Here is a 19,297-nt window from a genome sequence, read left to right on the forward strand (position 1 = left end):
AGCGGTTCCGGTTAGTACGGAATCGTGGGGCCGCTCTATCTATTTGTTTTTACGCAATATCCCACGCAAATCCGCTGCGCACTTTTGCTGGAAATGCTCTAGCTGAATGCGATCTGGGTTTTCATCGACTGCGTTTTATCCGACGCAATGTCGAAGGCGCGCAGCGCATCGGAAAGGGGCAGCGTCTGCGTGATGAGGGGTTTGACGTCGATCAGCCCATCCTGCATGAGTTTGACCGCGATGGCGAATTCCTCGTGGAAGCGGAAGGAGCCGCGCAGATCGAGTTCTTTGGCTGTGATCGTCATGATCGGCAGGTTCATTTCGCCGCCCATGCCAAGCTGCACGATGACGCCGCGCGGCCTGATGGCATGTATGCCCGCCACAAGGGCGGATGCTGCACCGGAGCATTCGTACAAAATGTCGAATGAACCCTTGTTCTGAGCGTATTCCGCCAGACCATCCGGGTTCTCCGATAGGTTGACGGTGCGGTCCGCGCCGACCTTGCGGGCAAAATCAAGCGCTGGCCCGGAAATATCCGCTGCGACGATTTCAGCAGCGCCTGCGCGGCGGGCAGAGAGGATCGAAAGCGTGCCGATCGGGCCGCAACCTGTCACCAGCACGCGCTTGCCCAATATCTCGCCTGCACGGCGGGTGGCGTGCAGGGTGACCGAGAGCGGTTCTGCCATTGCTGCTTCACCGGCGCTGAGGCCGTCGGCTTTCACGCATTGGCTGGCTTTTGCGACAAGCCGTTCGCGGAACGCGCCTTGAATATGCGGGAAGGGCATAGCCGATCCGTAAAAGCGCATGTTGAAGCAATGATTGGGCAGCCCCTTGTGGCAATATTCGCAGTGGCCGCAGGGGCGGGACGGCGATATGGCGACCAGATCGCCAATGGCGAGCCCGGAAACCCCTTCGCCAAGTGCTGCAATATGGCCGGAAACCTCGTGTCCGAGGATCATCGGTTCCTTGACGCGCACGGTGCCGAAACCGCCGTGATTGTAATAGTGCAGGTCCGAGCCGCATATGCCGCCAGCCGCGAGACGGATTTCAACCTCTCCCGGACCGGCCATCTCGAGCTCGCGCTCATCAATACGCAAGTCCTTTGCAGCGTGGATGACAATCGCTTTCATCGCGTCCTCACAGAACCGGATTGGGGATCAGTCGGCCCTGGAAATGAGCCGACAAATTATCGAAGATCATTTGTTTTCGAAACGGAATGTACGGCTTGTTTTCGCTCATCACAAATAGAAAGAGCGCCCCGAAGGGCGCTCATTTATCTCAATAAAAATGCTCGCGGTTTCCCCGTCGCTCGATCAGCTGCAGCCGCTCGTCGCGCCGCAGGTGTCGCACTTCAGGCAGGTGCCGTTACGCACCATGGTGAAGTTCTGGCATTCCGTGCAGCTGTCGCCGGTGTAACCCTGCATCATCGACTTGATGCGGCGGTCCGCTTCGAGCTTCTTTGCCGAGTTGGCGCTTTCAGCGCGGGCCGAAGCAGCATCGGCGGCAGCCTTGTCGGAGAACAGTTCCGTTGCAGCCGAGGTTTCCTGCTGCTGTATCGGAGCGGCCTGTTCTTCGAACTCACGCTTGAAAGCCGTTGCACCTTCCGTCACCAGACCGATGGTCGCCGGGCGACCAGCCGGAGTGGCACTGGACTTCAAAGTCGTGACATTCGACGCCTGCGGTGCGGATGCCGAAGAACCCTTGGCTTCGCTGCCGCCCGGTGCCGTATTGGTCACCAGTGTCGGCTTGTAGCCGCGCGTCCAGCCGGTCGAGACCAGATTGGTCTTGCCTTCCTTGATGCCCTTGCCAAGCGCTGTGTTCGAGAAATCGCTCGTGTCAACATGGGCGAGATCGTTGCGGCCCAGATAGGACACGGCCAGTTCGCGGAACACATAGTCGATGATCGACGTTGCGGTCTTGATCGCGTCATTGCCGATGACGATGCCAGCCGGTTCAAACTTGGTGAAGGTGAACGCCTCCACATATTCTTCCAGCGGCACGCCATATTGCAGGCCGAGCGACACGGCGATGGCAAAGTTGTTCATCATTGCGCGGAAGGCGGCGCCTTCCTTGTGCATATCGATGAAGATTTCGCCGAGGCGTCCGTCACCGAACTCGCCGGTGCGCAGATAGACCTTGTGTCCGCCGACGACGGCCTTCTGGGTATAGCCCTGACGACGGTTCGGAAGCTTTTCGCGCTCATGCACGATCTTCTCGATCACCTTCTCCACGATACGCTCCGTCACCTGAACGGCACGAGCGGCTGCCGGTGCTTCGATCAGCGCTTCGACTGCATCATCTTCGTCTTCATCATCCGAGATCAGCGCTGCGTTGAGCGGCTGCGAGAGCTTGGAACCATCGCGGTAAAGCGCATTGGCCTTCAGAGCCAGCTTCCAGGACAGCATGTAAGCGTTCTTGCAGTCTTCAACGGTCGCGTCATTCGGCATGTTGATCGTCTTGGAGATCGCGCCCGAAATGAACGGCTGCGCGGCAGCCATCATGCGGATGTGGCTATCGACCGACAGATAACGCTTGCCGATCTTGCCGCATGGATTGGCGCAATCGAACACCGCGTAATGCTCTTCCTTGAGGAACGGTGCGCCTTCGAGGGTCATTGCACCGCAAACGTGAATGTTGGCGGCTTCGATGTCCTTCTTGGAGAAACCGAGGGCTGGCAGCATCTCGAACGAGAAATCGTTCAGCTGTTCGTCGGTAAGTTTCAGCACATCCTTGCAGAAGTCTTCGCCCAGCGTCCACTTGTTGAAAGCGAACTTGATGTCGAAGGCGCTCTTGAGCGCAGCATTCAGGGCTTCGATCTTCTCATCGGTGAAGCCTTTGCCGCGCAGCGACGAAGGATTGACGCCCGGTGCCTGATTGATGTTGCCGTGACCGACGGCATAGGCTTCGATTTCGGCGATCTGGCTTTCCGAATAACCGAGCGTGCGGAGTGCTTCCGGCACGGCGCGGTTGATGATCTTGAAGTAGCCGCCACCGGCCAGCTTCTTGAACTTCACCAGTGCAAAGTCAGGCTCGATGCCGGTCGTGTCGCAGTCCATGACGAGGCCGATCGTGCCTGTTGGCGCGATAACGGTGGACTGGGCGTTGCGGTAGCCATGCTTTTCGCCAAGTTCCAGCGCCTTGTCCCAGGCCGCGCGGGCATGGGTGATCAGATCCTGATCCGGGCAGTCTTCGGCAATCAGCGCCACCGGGTTGACGGCGAGGCCTTCATAACCTTCCGTCTTGCCATGAGCGGCCAGACGATGGTTGCGCATGACACGCAGCATATGTTCGGCGTTTGGTTCGTAGCTTGGGAAGGTGCCCAGTTCCTTCGCCATTTCAGCGGAGGTTGCATAGGCAATACCGGTCATGATCGCGGTCAGCGCACCGCAGATGGCGCGGCCTTCATCGGAGTCATAAGGAATACCGGAAGTCATCAGCAGGCCGCCAATATTGGCATAGCCGAGGCCGAGCGTGCGGTATTCGTAGGAGAGGCGGGCAATTTCCTTGGACGGGAACTGCGCCATCATCACCGAGATTTCGAGAACGATGGTCCACAGGCGGGCCGTATGCTCGTAAGCTGCAATGTCGAACGAACCGTCCTTGTTGCGATAGGTGAGCAGGTTGATCGACGCCAGATTACAGGCCGTATCGTCAAGGAACATATATTCCGAGCACGGATTGGAGGCGCGGATCGGACCTGCGACCGGGCAGGTGTGCCAGTCGTTCATGGTGGTGTTGTAGTGCAGACCCGGATCAGCGGACGCCCATGCGGCATAACCGATCTTTTCCCAAAGATCGCGCGCCTTGAGCGTCTTCATGACCTTGCCGTCCTTGCGTGCAGTCAGGTTCCAATCGCTGTCGTTTTCGACGGCGCGCAGGAATTCATCCTTCAGCGAGACGGAATTGTTCGAGTTCTGGCCCGAAACGGTAAGATAAGCTTCCGAATCCCAGTCCGTGTCATAGGTCTTGAACTGAATGTCCGTATAGCCCTGACGCGCGAACTGGATCACACGCTTGACGTAGTTTTCCGGCACCTGGTTTTTCTTCGCGGCCTTGATTTCGCGCTTCAGGGCAGGGTTCTTCGATGGGTCGAAGCAATCGTCATTATCTGCTTCGCAGTTGACGCAGGCTTTCATGATTGCAGCCAGATGCTGCTTGACGATCTTGGAACCGGTGACGAGCGAAGCAACCTTCTGCTCTTCCTTCACCTTCCAGTCGATATATTCCTCGATATCCGGATGGTCGATGTCGACAACGACCATCTTTGCAGCGCGGCGCGTGGTGCCGCCCGACTTGATGGCGCCCGCAGCGCGGTCACCGATCTTGAGGAAGCTCATCAGGCCCGACGACTTGCCGCCGCCGGAAAGCTTTTCGCCTTCGCCACGCAGATGGCTGAAGTTGGAGCCTGTGCCGGAGCCATATTTGAACAGGCGCGCTTCACGCACCCACAGATCCATGATGCCGCCTTCATTGACCAGATCGTCAGCGACGGACTGGATGAAGCAGGCATGCGGCTGCGGGTGTTCATAGGACGACTTGGATTTGGTCAGCTTGCCGGTCTGCCAGTCGACATAGAAATGGCCCTGGCCGGGGCCGTCAATGCCATAAGCCCAATGCAGGCCGGTGTTGAACCATTGCGGGCTGTTCGGCGCGACGCGTTGTGTGGCGAGCATATAGGCAAGCTCATCTCGGAAGGCGAGAGCGTCTTCTTCCGAACCGAAATAGCCGCCCTTCCAGCCCCAATAGGTCCAGGTGCCAGCGAGACGGTCGAAAACCTGACAGGCATCCATTTCGGAGCCATAACGCTCGTTCTGCGGCAGCGACGCCAGCGCATCCTCATCGGCGACCGAGCGCCACAGCCACGACGGAACGTCGTTTTCTTCGACTTTCTTCAGATGGGCAGGCACGCCAGCCTTGCGGAAATATTTCTGCGCAAGAATATCGGCCGCAACCTGACTGAACTGAGCCGGTACATTGATGTTTTCCAGGCGGAATACGATGGATCCATCGGGATTCTTGATCTCGCTGGTCGCAGTCCGAAACGCGATGTCCGCATAGGCCGACTGATTCTCTTTCGTGAAACGGCGTTCGATCTTCATCTTTTCCATCCAAACGTTCTATATATAGTAGCCCCAAGGGTGAGTTTCCACCATGGCCTGCCACGTGCTGTCCGTACCGCGTCTCTGTTTCGAAAGCCCAACTGCGGGGAAGGGCTTCTTGGTGAGGACACCGGCAGATATCCGGGGCCCCAAAATCCTGCTTCTGCCGTATCCGGCTCGCAACAAAACACCCCAAGGCAGTCGAAACCATCCTCGTCAGGGCATTGCAAACCAACAAATCAGCAGATCGAAAAATACTCTATCTTGTAAGAAGCATGAGCGCAAATACTAAATCTAGTGTTAACGCTCTTTCGTCATGTGGCTGCATCTGCTTCTCCAAAGGCGGTCCGACCCGGAATTCGGGCACGACGAAGCCCGGAGCGACAACTACGCTGAATAAGCGCAACGCCCGTTCCAGAACTTGACTAACCTGAAAGAAAGACCGGCTATTCAGACGCCCGGCCACGCCACTTACGCAACGATAAGTTCATAAAAAACGACTCGGCTGCGAGCGTCAAGCATTGGTTTGTTGTAAGGCGTCTAACGCTAGATATTGTGCGTCAGTCGCTGGGGGCGAATGTGGATAACGGGGAGAAGAGAAGCTTTTGTGAACGAAGCCGGCTAAAACGCCTTTACCTCTTTTTAACCAAATATGGAGGGCAATTATTTTGCAAAAACAGCAGGATCAGGCTGCTTGCTGATGCAAGCTTTGAGCAAAATGCCTCTTCCGGCCCCGCCATTCACGCTGCAATTGCCGAAAAATGCCGCCGTTGGACGTTCGCGATTTTCACCGTCAGCGTGATGCCCACGGGGATCATACGGCTCTATGGCTGGAATAGCCGCAGGAAACGCCGCATCAAAGCCGAATGACGATGGATAAAAAGCGTTGAGGGGGGAAACGACGCTGCTATTCGGCGGCGACGACCATACCCGAATCACCGAAACGGAGAAGAATCTGCTTCAACTCTGTCTCTTCGACGCGCCGGGCGGCTTCATCCGGGCAAACCCATTCGCAGATGCGCTGATCCCGTTCCGGCCAGCTTTTTTCCTGGCCGGTGAAACGGACGGCGTAAACGGCCACCGAAAACTGGTTGATCCGCTCTGGCGGCATATCCATCTTGCAGTAATTATAGCTGCCAATGGGTTCCGGGGAGACATCGCCGCGTATGCCTGCTTCTTCGAAGGCTTCGCGCAAGGCTGTTTCCGCAAGCGTGCGACCGACTTGCGGCCAACCTTTGGGGATGATCCAGCGGCCCGTGCCACGGCTTGTGATAACGAGAACCTGAAGGGTATCCATTTCGCGGCGGTAGACAAGGGCTGCAACCTGCTGCAAACGGCCAGAAGGCGTAAGAATACGCTTTTCCGTTGCGATAAGTTGTTTGGCTGCCGTCTTCACTGCTGGTTTCCCTCTTTTCCTTAAAATGGAACGATTCGCCAAAATAACAACTGATCAAATACGCAACAGTTCTTACAAAGGGGAAAAAAGCCCTTTATTTAAAAGCCACTATTAAAATACAGGAGAGGCGTATCGTTTTCGAACGCCGAACCTGAGCGCGATCAGCGTCATTTCATGTGCTTTCTATAGCACGTGAATACGGCAAAAATATCATTTTTTTTGTTTTCGCTTTTTTTTCGTTTTCGCACGTCCTTGAAAATTTTCGTGGTTTTTTGAGAAATCCCTCCATTCTGAATGGTCTTGGGGCGATAACAGTGACGGACAATAAAAAAATGCCAGCCGGTAAGGCTGGCATTTAGAATTTACTATCGGGCGTTAGAGCGCGTTTCAATCTGATTGGATCAGATCGGCACTCTAACAGTTTGTCATAACGCGCCTTATGTCCGAAATCCGTTTCACACTTTTCGGGGCGCGCGCTAAACGAAGACTATCCGCGCTTGTCGCCTGCAATCGGTTCCAGATAGGTGTAGCCCATATCCCAGGGGAAATAGATCCAGGTATCCTGCGATACTTCGGTCACGAATGTATCTACCAGCGGACGGCCTTTCGGCTTGGCATAAACCGTTGCAAAATGCGCCTTCGGCATCATCTCGCGCACGATTGCGGCCGTCTTGCCGGTATCGGTGAGGTCGTCGACGACGATCACGCCTTCACCGCCATTTTCCAGAAGCTGGTCGCCGATGCCCTTCAGAATTTGCATTTCGCCCTGCGACGTGTAGTCGTGATAGGAGGCAATGCAGACGGTTTCAATCAGGCGGATGCCGAGTTCACGGCAGATAATGGCCGCAGGCACCAGACCGCCGCGCGTAATGGCGACGATCGCACGCCAATCGTGCCCCATGCCGGAAATGCGCCAGGCAAGCGCGCGGGCATCGCGGTGGAACTGATCCCAGGATACGGGAAAGGCTTTATCGGGCAAGGACATCGAAACGCTCCATGGAACAGTCCGTGGGCTGTGGCCACAGACTGGCTAAACCAAAAATGCGCGATGACCACCGTCAAGCGCGCTGAACTGTGTAGACCTTCGCTTTCGCCATCTGCGCCCACCATAATAGGGGCTGCAATACGATGAAAAGGTTTCTTCAACCCGGCACAGTCAGCGCCGGGTAGTGCTGATAACCGCAAAAACACCGATCTTGCAAGTCTGTTATGGCTTGAAGGCGTTCATTGCCACCAATTGGGGATAATTGCCCGCTCTGAATGAGCGGACATGTCACCGAGAAAACAGTGTCAGGACGGGGAGGTCATTCAGCATGGATCGCGTCACTCCACCGAAAACAAGCTCGCGCAGGCGCGAATGGCTATAGGCGCCCATGACGAGCAGATCGGCACGTTCCGCAACGATGTGCTCCCGCAGCGCATCCTGCGCATAGCGACCATGCGAGGCGAGCGGCGTCACGTTGACCTCAATGCCATGGCGGGCGATGGATTCGGCCAATTCGGTTCCGGCGAGCGCTTCGTCCTCGCCCTCGGCTTCCGGCGGATCGACCCAGACGATTTCCGTCCGTCCAGCCTGTTTCATCAAGGGCAGCGCATCGAAAGCGGCGCGCGCGGCCTCTCTTTTGCCGTTGAAGGCAACGACGATCCGGTCAAGGGACAATTGCGGCAAGACGGGTGCGTAGGGCACGAGCAGCACAGGGCAGCTTGCATTGAAGACAATCGTGTCGGCGGTTTCGTCATTGGTAGCCGGATCATCGGGGTCCGGCTGGCCCGCGACCAGCAATTCCGCGCCGAGACAGGAGGTCAACACGCCATCAGCGGCGGTGCCGGTTTCCGAGCGGGTGATACGAAATTCGAAATGCGCATCCTGACGGCGCATTTCTTCTTCAAAGACGTGTTTCAGCCGCTCGGAGAGTTCCTTGTGCTGCTTGTCGTGCAGCTCGAACATGCCTGGATCGATAAAGCCGTTGGGATCGGCATAGACGATGGGAGAGGGGATGGAATAGAGGCCGATGACATGAAGGTCGGGCACTTTTCGCATCAAAAGCGCGACGGCGGACAGAACCCGCTTCAGTTCAGCCTCGCTCCGGGAATAGGCAACCACCGTTTTGTAGGTCATGACCGATCTCCTTCCAGCTGTGTTTCCATTTTAGCATAGAAAGCAACGCGTTGCGTAGGCAAAAGGTTGCAAGGCATAAAGAGTTGTCAGCTTGCGCCAGAAGCCACCAGCCCGGCAATCATGGCTTCAATTTCGACAACTGCCGCATCAATCTTTTGCGGATCGCTGCCGCGCACCACGAGTTCGGTGCTGAAGCGCCCGCCTTCGAATTTCGGATAGGAACCGATGATCGTATCAGGGTTCTGCTTCTGGATTTCGGCCAGTGGCGCGCCGATGACGCCTTCGCCGAACGGGCAATGCACCGCGCGCGACAACAGCTTGCGCCCGGTCCGCAGCGTCGGGAGAACATTGTCGAGCATGGCCTGAAACACGGACGGCACGCCCGCCATCACATAAACATTGCCGATATGAAAGCCCGGTGCAGCAGAAACCGGATTGTCGATATGTTCCGAACCCTCTGGCATGCGGGCCATGCGCTTGCGGGAATCGGTGAATTCCAGACCCCGCCGCGCATAATTGTCGCCGAGAAGCTTCATGGCTTTTTCATCATAGATGCAGGGCACGCCAAAGGCTTTCGATACAGCGTCGGCGGTGATGTCGTCATGGGTGGGGCCGATGCCGCCAGACGTAAAGACATAATCATAGTTCGCACGCAGGGCATTGAGGGCGGCAACGATGGCGTCTTCCTCGTCCGGCACGATCCGCACTTCCTTGAGGTCAATGCCCGCAGCCGTCAGCAGATCGGCGAGATGCCCGATATTCTTATCCTTGGTGCGCCCGGAAAGAAGTTCGTCGCCAATGGCGAGCATTGCAGCCCTGACGGCCTGCTGCGAAGTGTCGGTCATACCCAGACTCCATTTCAATCTGGCGACAGTTAAGCCTCAGCCGCACCCAGCCGCAACCGGTTTTCGCAAAAGGCAAAATGTTCCTCCCTTGGTCCACCTTTCCAAAATGAAAATGCTCTCTAGTTGAGTGAATGCGGAAAAGGGGTTCCGTAAAATCGAAAACGGAGACGTCAGATGGTAAAGGTTCTGGTGCTGTACTATTCGTCCTATGGACATATGGAGCAGATGGCCAAGGCTGCGGCAGAAGGTGCGCGCGAAGGCGGCGCAGAGGTCACGATCAAGCGGGTGCCCGAACTGGTGCCGCTCGAAGTCGCCAAGGCCTCGCATTACAAGGTCGATCAGGACGCACCCATCGCATCGCCGAACGATCTGGTCGAATATGACGCCATTATATTGGGCACGGCGACCCGCTATGGCATGATGGCCTCGCAGATGAAGAATTTTCTCGATCAGACCGGTGGTCTGTGGGCAAAGGGCGCGCTGCTCAACAAGGTTGGCTCGGTGATGGTTTCAACGGCGACGCAACATGGCGGCGCGGAACTGGCGCTGATTTCGGCGCAATGGCAGTTGCAGCATCATGGCATGATCATCGTGCCGCTTTCCTATGCCTATCAGGGGCAGATGGGCAATGATGTCGTGCGCGGCGGGGCGCCCTATGGCATGACGACGACGGCAGACGGCGACGGGTCGCGCCAACCATCCGAACAGGAACTGGAAGGCGCGCGTTTTCAGGGCAAGCGTGTTGCAGAAATCACCGCCAAGCTGCACGGCTGAGATATCTGATTAAAACAAAAGCCGCCGAGAAAACACGGCGGCTTTTGCGTATGAAAAATTGTGGTGCGGTCGGCGGGACTTGAACCCGCAAGCCTAAAAGGCGACGGATTTTAAGTCCGTTGCGTATACCAATTTCGCCACGACCGCAGCGACTGGATTTCTATGTCATGATTTGCGCGATGATTTCAAGACAGAAAGCTTGTCAGCAATAACAGCGAATTTCCGAATATCTGCATGTTCTAAAATAGAAAAGCAGTATAATCGACATGCTTTCCCGGCCATGGATTTGATCGGTTCGCGCATAACGAGGCATTCCCGCAAAAGCCTGTTGTCCTCCGAATTTTCGATGTGACAAGCCGCCGGGAATGGTCTACGCCTACGGATGGACCGCTACGCGGCGGTCCGGGGCTTAGTAACCCCTTTATCACAGCGTGGTTGGCATCACCAAAAGATGCCGAACCTTCGTCCTTTATGGTCAGGGTGCTTGCGGCGTATGTCCAAGCTTCTCTGAAGCCAAAGGCCGTAGGGCCGTCGCTGTGCGGTTACTAACACCCTGATCACCAAAGATCGAAGGGCACAACGCGGGGGCGTACCGCGAGAGTGCTTTTGGGTGTGGCCGGTATGACAGACACTGTAACCTATTACACAATCACCTATGATCATGTTCAGGATTGGTGTGGCGGATTTTTCCGCCAGGACCAGCGCGCAGAAGCCGAGGCAGCACTTCGTTTGATGCATCGCGAGATACAGAGGGAACGGTCTGTTTCGTGGCAGGCGCTTTACCTGGAAGAAATAACGATCCCGCTTCCAATTAACGAAGCCGTTCTGTTCGAACTTTTGAATGACGGTCCGCTGGTGGTCTTTGGAGACCGCAAGATCGTCAATATTTATTACGTTGGTTAGAGACGTTTCCCTTCATCCTTGTTTGCATGGGCAAACCCGTATAGCGATAAGCCCTATCGAGTAGGAATGAAGAAAGTTTCAGTATGACCGCCTTCGTCAAATCCGTGGCTCAGGCCGAAAAGGCAATGCGTGCGCTTTTCCCCGAGACACAATTGCAGCTCAACGACTATCTCTCCCGCAAATATGGTGCGGAGATTTGGTTGAAGCGCGAAGATCTGACGCCGGTGCGCTCCTACAAGATTCGTGGCGCTTTCAATTTCATTTCCAAGGCAGTGAAAACGACTGATGAGAACGCGGTGTTCGTCTGCGCTTCGGCAGGCAATCACGCGCAGGGTTTCGCTTTCGTTTGCCGCCATTTCGGTCGCAAGGGTGTTGTTTTCATGCCGGTGACCACGCCGCAGCAGAAAATCGACAAGACCCGCGCTTTCGGTGCTGAATTCATTGAAATCAAGCTGGTCGGCGATATTTTCGACGTTTGTTATGCCGCTTCGCAGGAATTTGCGGCCAGCAACAACGGTGTCATGGTGCCGCCATTCGACCATCCGGGTATCGTGGAAGGACAGGCAACCGTCGCTTTGGAAATCGAAAGGCAGCTACCGGAGGGCAAAAAGCCCGATCTGGTTCTGCTGCCGGTGGGCGGCGGCGGGCTTTCCGGTGGCGTGACGCAGTATATTTCCGATCTCGGCTGGAAAACCGCGTTTCGCTTTGTCGAACCGAAGGGCGCCGCAAGCCTGAAAGGCAGCCTTGAGGCCGGCAAGCGCATCAAGCTTGCTCATGTCGATAATTTTGTCGACGGGGCGGCGGTTGCCGAGATCGGCAAAGAAAACTTCAAGCTTCTCAAAGGCTTCGACGCAAAGTCTGTCATAACGGTTCCGGAAAACCGTCTCTGCGCGACCATCATCGAAATGCTCAATATTGAGGGCGTGGTGCTGGAGCCAGCGGGCGCTTTGGGCATAGACGCGCTGAAGGATTTCAAGAAAAGCGAAATCAAGGGCAAGCGCATCGTGATTGTCGTTTCGGGCGGCAATTTCGATTTCGAACGCCTGCCGGATGTGCGCGAAAGGGCGCTTCGCTTTGAAGGTCTGAAGAAATACTTCATTTTCCGCTTCCCGCAGCGTCCGGGCGCGTTGCGCTCGTTCCTCGATCTGCTGGGGCCGGAAGACGATATTGCCCGCTTCGAATATCTGAAGAAATCGGCGCGCAATTTCGGCTCGGTGCTGATCGGCATCGAAACGAAGGATGCCGCGAATTTCAAGCTTCTGGAAAAGCAATTCGGTGAAGCCGGTTGGGCTTATCAGGACATTACGGATAATCAGGTTCTGGCTGATTTCATCATTTGAACCGGAGCTAAGCGTCTGAATCAAAAAGGCGACAGGCCACGGCGAAAATGGTGATTTCGAGAACCGGAGCGCAGCGTACTTGAACGTACGTGAGCACCGGAAGCGCAGAAATTGCCATTTGCAGACCGGCATGATGGCTTTTGGATCAGAGGCGAAAACGAAATCATTTGCTTTTTTTGCTCAAACCACCCCATATGGGCGGCAGGCGCATGGGCCGACGTTAGTTGTCGGCTTTCCCGGCATTGGACTTGTTGCGTCACACCTTTGTCTTCCGGAATGGTCTGGAAACGGAGGGGACCTGAGATTTGCTCGGGCACGGCTGCGCAAGTCGCCAGGGGTTTTCCCGGCGTCCCGTCGTTATCATAAAAACAGATTTGGCTCGGGCAAGTTGCGCTTTCCCGGCATTGAAAGCGGACCGCAGATGTGCGGTGCCGCCGAAAGAGATTGAATTGACAAATGAAAATACGAGCGGCTTTGCCGCTCTTGGCGTCACCGGCGTTTTGCTTAAAGGTGTCGAAGCTGCTGGCATGACCGAACCGAAGCCGATCCAGACGCAGGCCATCCCGCCGCAGTTGGAAGGCAAGGACATTCTCGGCATTGCGCAGACCGGCTCGGGCAAGACCGCGGCTTTCAGCCTGCCGATCCTGCAAAAGATCATCGGTCTGGGCGATAAGCGCCGCCCGAAGACGGCGCGTGCGCTTGTCCTCGCACCGACCCGCGAGCTGGCCGTCCAGATTGAACAGACGATCCGCAATGTTTCCAAGAGTGCGCATATCTCGACTGCGCTCGTGCTCGGTGGCGTATCGAAGCTGACGCAGATCAAGCGTATCGCGCCCGGCATTGACGTGCTGATCGCAACGCCGGGCCGTCTGACGGATCTGATGCGCGAAGGTCTGGTTGACCTTTCGCAGACCCGCTGGCTGGTGCTCGATGAAGCCGATCGCATGCTCGATATGGGCTTCATCAACGATGTGAAGCGTATTGCCAAGGCAACTCATGCCGACCGCCAGACCGCGCTTTTTTCGGCAACCATGCCGAAGGAAATCGCGGCGCTTGCGGGTAGCCTGCTTCGTGATCCGGTTCGTGTGGAAGTTGCGCCGCAGGGCACGACGGCTGCCGAAATCACCCAGGTTGTGCATCCTGTGCCGACCAAGGAAAAGCGCCGTCTTCTGTCGGCTCTGCTGGCCGACAAGAACATGCGCTCGGTCATCGTCTTCACCCGCACCAAGCATGGTGCGGATGCGGTTGTGCGCCACCTTGAGCGCGACAAGTTCGACGTTGCGGCCATTCACGGCAACAAGTCGCAGAATGCCCGCCAGCGCGCGCTGAACGGTTTCCGCGATGGCACATTACGCATTCTGGTTGCGACCGACATCGCCGCGCGCGGTATTGATGTTCCCGGCATCAGCCATGTCGTCAACTACGACCTTCCTGACGAGCCGGAAACTTACGTGCATCGTATCGGTCGCACCGGGCGCAATGGCGCAAGCGGCGCTTCGATCACCCTGTACGATCAGGCAACCGAGGATTCGAAGCTGCGTGCAGTAGAACGTGTGACTCGCACCAAGCTTCCGATCAAGGATGCTCCGGTCAAGCTTGCTCCGGCACCAACGGCAGCGCCGCGCATTTCGATTGTGGGCGAAGACAAACCGCAGAAGACGCAGCACCGCAAGGGCCCGTCGCCGCAGCAGCATCGTCGCCCAGCGCAGAAGCCGGGCGAACATCGTGGGGGCAACCACGCTTCCGCAGGTGGCCATGCCAATGCGACTGGCGAAGCTGCACCGAAGGCAAAGCGCCCATTCCGCCGCAAGCGCCGCACAGGCAATGGCGGTGGTGGTCAGCGCGCTGCGTAACCGTCTTTCGGAACATCTTTTACAAAAGCCGTCCATTTCGGGCGGCTTTTTCTTTTGGGATGGCCTTTTGTGGATTGAGTTTGCCAGTTGGCGTGGAAAATTATTCCATCCTTCCTTGAAGGGCAGGGCAGTTCCTCATACTTTCCGGGCAAACAATTCGGCCCAAGATGAAGGATGGAAGCTATGCTCCAATCGGTCCTCGACGCAATCGGTAACACGCCATTGATTCGTCTCAAGAAGGCTTCCGAAATTACGGGTTGCGAGATTTACGGCAAGGCTGAATTCCTCAATCCGGGACAGTCGGTCAAGGACCGCGCGGCGCTCTACATTATCCGTGACGCCGAAAAGCGCGGCCTGCTTCGCCCCGGCGGTGTCATTGTTGAGGGCACGGCAGGCAATACCGGCATTGGCCTGACGCTCGTTGCCAAGGCGCTCGGCTATCGCACGGTCATCGTCATTCCGGAAACGCAGAGCCAGGAAAAGAAGGATGCGCTGCGTCTGCTCGGCGCGGAACTCATCGAAGTTCCGGCAGCGCCTTATCGCAATCCCAACAATTATGTACGACTGTCGGGGCGGCTGGCCGAACAGCTCGCCAAAACCGAACCGAATGGCGCGATCTGGGCCAACCAGTTCGATAATCCGATCAATCGTCAGGCGCATATCGAAACCACTGCGCCGGAGATCTGGCGCGATACCAATGGCAAGGTCGACGGTTTCGTGGCGGCGGTCGGATCGGGCGGTACGCTCGTCGGGACGGCCATTGGTTTGAAGGAACACAATCGCGACATCAAGATCGCGCTCGCCGATCCTTATGGCGCGGCACTTTACTCCTATTACACGACCGGCGAATTGAAAGCCGAGGGCGATTCGATCACCGAAGGCATCGGGCAGGGGCGTATCACTGCCAATCTGGAAGGGTTCACGCCTGATTTTTCCTATCGCGTTGCGGATGCCGACGCGCTCGACGTTGTGTTCGATCTCGTGGAGAATGAGGGGCTTTGCCTTGGCGGTTCTTCTGGCATCAACATCGCCGGTGCGATCCGGCTTGCAAAAGATCTCGGTCCGGGCCACACAATTGTGACGGTGCTTTGCGACTATGGTAATCGTTACCAGTCGAAAATGTTCAATCCATCCTTCCTGCGCGGCAAGAACCTGCCGGTGCCGGGCTGGCTGGAAACGAAAACCGAGATAGACATACCGTTCGAGGAATAAAACAATGGCCTATGAGACCGATGCGCTTTTCCGTGAAGATTCCTATCTTTCAACGGCGGAGGGCAAGGTTCTCGCCATTACCGACACCGGCGGCATTATTCTCGACCAGACGAATTTCTATGCCACCTCCGGCGGACAGCCGGGGGATATCGGCTTTTTCGAGCGCGCAGATGGATCGCGGATCGAGATTACCGCGACCGTTACCGGCGAAAACAAGAATGAAATCGTTCATGTGCCTGGCGAAGGTCGGGCCGTGCCGACAGTCGGTGAAACACTCGTCCTGCATATCGACTGGCCGCGCCGCTATAAGCTGATGCGCATGCACACCGCCTGCCATCTGTTGTCGGTCGCCTGTCCGTTTCCGATCACCGGTGCTGCGGTGGGCGAGGATGAAAGCCGTGTCGATTTCGATCTGCCCGATCCGACCTACACGAAGGAATTCGTGACCGAAAAGATCATGGAACTGGTCAAGGCCAATGATCCGGTTTCGATCAACTGGATCAGCGATGAAGAATTTCTCGCCAATCCTGATATTGTGAAATCGAAGAATGTCCGCCCACCTGTCGGGCTCGGACGCATCCGGCTTGTCGCCATTGGTGAAAATGGCGCGGTGGATTCCCAGCCATGCGGCGGCACCCATGTGTCCGAAACGCAGGAAGTGGGCGAAATCCATATCGGCAAGATCGAGAAAAAGGGCAAGGAAAACCGCCGTTTTCGTATCCGCTTCGGTGCTTTGCCGGACGCGTGAGCATACAGGAGTTTTGACTATGGTTGAGAAAAGCGCATTTGTCGTATCGCGCGACTGGTTGAAGGAGCGGCTGAAAAAGCCCGGCATCGCCATTGTGGATGCATCCTGGTATCTGCCTGCGGCGGGACGCAATGGCCTTGAAGAATATAATGCCTCACACATTCCGGGCGCAGTGTTCTTCGATCAGGACGTGATCGCCGACAAGGATTCCGGCCTGCCGCACACTTTGCCATCGCCCGAACTCTTCGCGCAGCATGTCGGCGCCATGGGCATCACGGCAGATGAAACCGTGGTGGTCTATGATGGGCCCGGCATGTTTGCAGCACCGCGTGTCTGGTGGATGTTCCGCATCATGGGCGTTAAAAACGTCTTCGTTCTCGATGGCGGTTTCGATGGCTGGAAGGCAGCAGGATATCCTGTGACCGACGAACCGACGAAAATTGCGGCGACGCTGTTCACGCCTGCTTTCGATCCGGCTGGCGTCGTCGATTTTGCCGAAATGCGGGAAATCGTCGATGAGCGCCGTTCGCAGATTGCCGATGCACGCGCTGCCGGACGTTTTACCGGTCGCGACGCCGAACCGCGCGCGGGCATGCGCTCTGGTCACATGCCGGGCGCGCGTAATGTTCCAGTCGGGACGCTGTCGGAGAACGGCGAGCTGAAGGATCTGGATAGTCTGCGCGCAATTTTCGACAAGGCTGGCGTCGATCTCACCAAGCCTGTCGTCACAAGCTGCGGCTCTGGTGTCACGGCGGCGGTCATCATGTTGGCGCTGGCCTCGCTCGGCCATAAGGATAACCGGCTTTATGACGGTTCCTGGAGCGAATGGGGTAGCAGGCAGGATACCCCGGTAGTGACGGGCGAAGCCGACTGATCATGGTCGAAAAGCTGAAAGCCCGCATTACGCATCTGGAAATGCAGACGCGACCGGCGATTTCCGTGCCGGTTCCCTCTGGTTTGCGGCTCGCCATCATGCGGGCGAGCGGCATGCCGGTGCATTTCTATCGCTATCTTTACGAGCAGGTGGGGCGGCAGCATCACTGGATGATGCGCCGCGTGCAGAGCGATGCGGAAGTGGCCGACATTATCCACGCGGATGCGAGTGAAATTCACGTGCTTTATGCCGATGGCAATCCAGCCGGTTTTGTGGAACTCGATCTGACAGCCATGCCGGAAACGGCGGAAATCCTCTATTTTGGCCTGATGCCCGATTTTCAGGGGCGGGGGCTTGGCAAGTTCTTTCTCAGTGAAGCAATCTCGGCGGCCTGGGCGCACGGGCCGCAGAAAATTGCGATCCATACCAATACGCTCGACAGCCCGCGCGCTTTGCAGCTCTATCAGAAGATGGGTTTTGTTCCGGTCGGCTGGTCGGAGGAAGAAGTTATCCCTTGGGTTGAATAGCTCACCGAATATCAGCTGCGCGCTATTTCGCGACCACTGTTGATAGAGACAACTGAAGCGCTCGCCAGTCGAGCGCTTTCTTCATCCAGCACCACGCAATTGCGTCCGCGTTGCTTGGCGATATACAGGCAGCGGTCGGCGCGGCTCATCACTTGCGAATTGGTTTCGGTTTTTGGAGCGGAAGCCACGCCGATGCTGATCGTCAGCGGATAGACCTGATATTCGGTCGAGTGAAAGGGCGTACCTTCCACTTCCGTACGGATGCGCTGCGCTACACGCACGCCGGTTTCGCTGCTCGCGCCCGGCAGGAAGACGCAGAATTCCTCGCCGCCGATGCGCCCGACCAGATCGCCTTTACGCGTCACGTTTTGCAGGGCAAAAGCAATCAGCTTTAAAGCACGGTCGCCGGCGCTGTGGCCGAACGTATCGTTGATGGCTTTGAAGTGGTCGGCATCGATCACCATCAGTACACCTGTTTCAATACGCGACCGGCTGACTTTCATGGCGTCGAAAAGCGCTTCGCGATTGAGCAATCCCGTCATGTGATCGACGCGCGCGCGCGCCTGCAATTCAACATGCGCTTTCTCAAGCTGGGTATAGGCGTCTTTCAGCCTGTTATGCTGCCGGAAAATATAAGCGAGTGACGGAAAAGCCGTGGCAAAGGGAATTCCAGAGCTGAGCGCCAGCGCCACAATCCCAGGTCTTTCACCAGACAGGGCGGCAGCAGTCCAGGTCAGCGTGACAGAAAACAGCACGACAGAAAGGGTTATCACTCCTGCTTTCCATAAAGCTGCCTTCATTTCCTTACTCCCCGTCCCCGGATCAGGATTATCTGTTTGCCACTCGAAACCTTACGTTAAGGGAGCAATTGATTGAACGGCTTATAAGAGCAACTGCTCGTAAGGAAAAGATACCAAAAAGCCCGGATGCAACTTTTCCAAGAAGCGTACCCCGAAAGACACAATTTAAGGTTTAAGTTGTCCTCGTGCGGGCAAGCAAAAAGACAACAAGAGCGGGGGAGGTATCGGGATTTTCGAAGGATATATTCGCTTTGAAATGGCTAACATATGCAAGGGACGGAAACAACCGCCCGGAGCAGTTTCAGCGAAAGTTGAATCACCGTAATCCCTATAATCTTTGGCTTTTGCGCACATCTTATCCGAAACAGCTTCGTGCTTTTCGAACCATGCTCAAGCGACGAAGACGAGCCTTCCGAGGCGTACAGATGGCAAGGACGCTTCGAAAGAACTCGTCTTATCCGGGCAGTGCATAACGTTTGGAGATTTCCGGTTGTGAACCGGTAAGGCGGTGGTCGTCAGAAGACAGCGAGGTATTTCAGCAGCGAGATGATGCCGATGATGATCACGATAACTTGAGCGATCTGTTTCACCTTCGCATCCAGTGGCAGCATGTTGATGAGATAAAGCACGAGGAAGATAACAAGAATTGTTATCAGAAGGCCGATGAGGATGGACATAGCTGTTCTGACCCTTACTGGAACGGCGCATTGTTCTTACCGTCTGACCGCCGCTCCTCCAGAACGTCAGACTGAACGTTAAGCGAAAAGGCTGGTGCAACAGCCCAAGTCCTTTCGCAGCATTCTCGTT

18 protein-coding genes and 1 tRNA gene are annotated in these 19,297 nt (G+C 56.3%); 10 read left to right on the plus strand and 9 right to left on the minus strand.

The window, feature by feature from the left end:
• Positions 1-98: 98 nt before the first annotated feature.
• Positions 99-1,130 (minus strand): L-idonate 5-dehydrogenase, encoded by a 1,032-nt coding sequence (locus QLQ11_RS02880; RefSeq protein ID WP_371835908.1) that lies wholly within the window; start codon positions 1,128-1,130, stop codon positions 99-101.
• Between the two features lie 183 nt (positions 1,131-1,313).
• On the minus strand, positions 1,314-5,099 hold the full coding sequence (locus QLQ11_RS02885) for a vitamin B12-dependent ribonucleotide reductase (protein WP_283735853.1): 3,786 nt from the start codon (positions 5,097-5,099) through the stop codon (positions 1,314-1,316).
• Between the two features lie 579 nt (positions 5,100-5,678).
• Between QLQ11_RS02885 and QLQ11_RS02890 the strand changes: the two genes are divergently transcribed.
• The gene (locus QLQ11_RS02890; RefSeq protein WP_371835909.1) at positions 5,679-5,969 is read left to right on the plus strand and encodes a hypothetical protein; all 291 of its coding nucleotides are present in this window, start codon (positions 5,679-5,681) and stop codon (positions 5,967-5,969) included.
• A gap of 37 nt (positions 5,970-6,006) precedes the next feature.
• Here QLQ11_RS02890 and QLQ11_RS02895 read toward each other — a convergent pair whose 3' ends face one another.
• From QLQ11_RS02895 to QLQ11_RS02910, 4 genes are all read right to left on the minus strand, one after another.
• The gene (locus tag QLQ11_RS02895) at positions 6,007-6,495 is read right to left on the minus strand and encodes an NUDIX hydrolase (RefSeq protein WP_140024995.1); all 489 of its coding nucleotides are present in this window, start codon (positions 6,493-6,495) and stop codon (positions 6,007-6,009) included.
• Positions 6,496-6,982: 487 nt separating this feature from the next.
• The gene (gpt, locus tag QLQ11_RS02900; protein WP_109369100.1) at positions 6,983-7,480 is read right to left on the minus strand and encodes a xanthine phosphoribosyltransferase; all 498 of its coding nucleotides are present in this window, start codon (positions 7,478-7,480) and stop codon (positions 6,983-6,985) included.
• Between the two features lie 288 nt (positions 7,481-7,768).
• The gene (locus tag QLQ11_RS02905; protein ID WP_109369099.1) at positions 7,769-8,614 is read right to left on the minus strand and encodes a universal stress protein; all 846 of its coding nucleotides are present in this window, start codon (positions 8,612-8,614) and stop codon (positions 7,769-7,771) included.
• Positions 8,615-8,700: 86 nt separating this feature from the next.
• Positions 8,701-9,459: a competence/damage-inducible protein A gene (locus QLQ11_RS02910; RefSeq protein ID WP_140024994.1), complete on the minus strand. Its 759-nt coding sequence runs from the start codon at positions 9,457-9,459 to the stop codon at positions 8,701-8,703.
• A 174-nt stretch (positions 9,460-9,633) separates the two neighbouring features.
• Here QLQ11_RS02910 and wrbA point away from each other — a divergent pair, with 174 nt between their 5' ends.
• Positions 9,634-10,233 (plus strand): NAD(P)H:quinone oxidoreductase type IV, encoded by a 600-nt coding sequence (gene wrbA, locus QLQ11_RS02915; protein WP_109369097.1) that lies wholly within the window; start codon positions 9,634-9,636, stop codon positions 10,231-10,233.
• Positions 10,234-10,294: 61 nt separating this feature from the next.
• On the opposite strand, the gene QLQ11_RS02920 is transcribed toward wrbA, so the two are convergent.
• Positions 10,295-10,380 (minus strand) — tRNA-Leu (locus tag QLQ11_RS02920).
• Positions 10,381-10,854: 474 nt separating this feature from the next.
• Between QLQ11_RS02920 and QLQ11_RS02925 the strand changes: the two genes are divergently transcribed.
• The 8 genes from QLQ11_RS02925 to QLQ11_RS02960 all read left to right on the plus strand — a co-directional run bounded on the left by QLQ11_RS02925 (position 10,855) and on the right by QLQ11_RS02960 (position 17,690).
• A complete protein-coding gene (locus QLQ11_RS02925) occupies positions 10,855-11,136 on the plus strand; it encodes a hypothetical protein (protein WP_140024992.1) in 282 nt (93 codons plus the stop codon).
• Between the two features lie 83 nt (positions 11,137-11,219).
• Positions 11,220-12,476 (plus strand): threonine ammonia-lyase IlvA, encoded by a 1,257-nt coding sequence (gene ilvA, locus QLQ11_RS02930; protein ID WP_283735852.1) that lies wholly within the window; start codon positions 11,220-11,222, stop codon positions 12,474-12,476.
• Between the two features lie 79 nt (positions 12,477-12,555).
• A complete protein-coding gene (locus tag QLQ11_RS02935; RefSeq protein ID WP_283735851.1) occupies positions 12,556-12,924 on the plus strand; it encodes a hypothetical protein in 369 nt (122 codons plus the stop codon).
• Between the two features lies 1 nt (position 12,925).
• A complete protein-coding gene (locus QLQ11_RS02940) occupies positions 12,926-14,329 on the plus strand; it encodes a DEAD/DEAH box helicase (protein ID WP_371835910.1) in 1,404 nt (467 codons plus the stop codon).
• A gap of 183 nt (positions 14,330-14,512) precedes the next feature.
• Positions 14,513-15,541: a cysteine synthase A gene (locus tag QLQ11_RS02945; protein ID WP_140024989.1), complete on the plus strand. Its 1,029-nt coding sequence runs from the start codon at positions 14,513-14,515 to the stop codon at positions 15,539-15,541.
• 4 nt (positions 15,542-15,545) lie between these two features.
• Positions 15,546-16,289 (plus strand): alanyl-tRNA editing protein, encoded by a 744-nt coding sequence (locus QLQ11_RS02950; RefSeq protein ID WP_283735849.1) that lies wholly within the window; start codon positions 15,546-15,548, stop codon positions 16,287-16,289.
• A gap of 19 nt (positions 16,290-16,308) precedes the next feature.
• Positions 16,309-17,163: a 3-mercaptopyruvate sulfurtransferase gene (sseA, locus tag QLQ11_RS02955; RefSeq protein WP_140024988.1), complete on the plus strand. Its 855-nt coding sequence runs from the start codon at positions 16,309-16,311 to the stop codon at positions 17,161-17,163.
• A gap of 2 nt (positions 17,164-17,165) precedes the next feature.
• Positions 17,166-17,690 carry an N-acetyltransferase gene (locus tag QLQ11_RS02960; protein ID WP_283735848.1) on the plus strand — a complete coding sequence of 175 codons (525 nt, stop codon included), beginning with the start codon at positions 17,166-17,168 and terminating at the stop codon, positions 17,688-17,690.
• An 11-nt stretch (positions 17,691-17,701) separates the two neighbouring features.
• Here QLQ11_RS02960 and QLQ11_RS02965 read toward each other — a convergent pair whose 3' ends face one another.
• Complete coding sequence (locus tag QLQ11_RS02965; RefSeq protein WP_283735847.1) at positions 17,702-18,490, minus strand: GGDEF domain-containing protein; 789 nt, start codon at positions 18,488-18,490, stop codon at positions 17,702-17,704.
• 515 nt (positions 18,491-19,005) lie between these two features.
• Positions 19,006-19,167: a Thivi_2564 family membrane protein gene (locus tag QLQ11_RS02970; RefSeq protein ID WP_167836030.1), complete on the minus strand. Its 162-nt coding sequence runs from the start codon at positions 19,165-19,167 to the stop codon at positions 19,006-19,008.
• Positions 19,168-19,297: the final 130 nt, after the last annotated feature.

The organism is Ochrobactrum sp. SSR, assembly GCF_030067775.1.
In the GTDB taxonomy this organism is placed as follows: Bacteria; Pseudomonadota; Alphaproteobacteria; order Rhizobiales; family Rhizobiaceae; genus Brucella; species Brucella teleogrylli.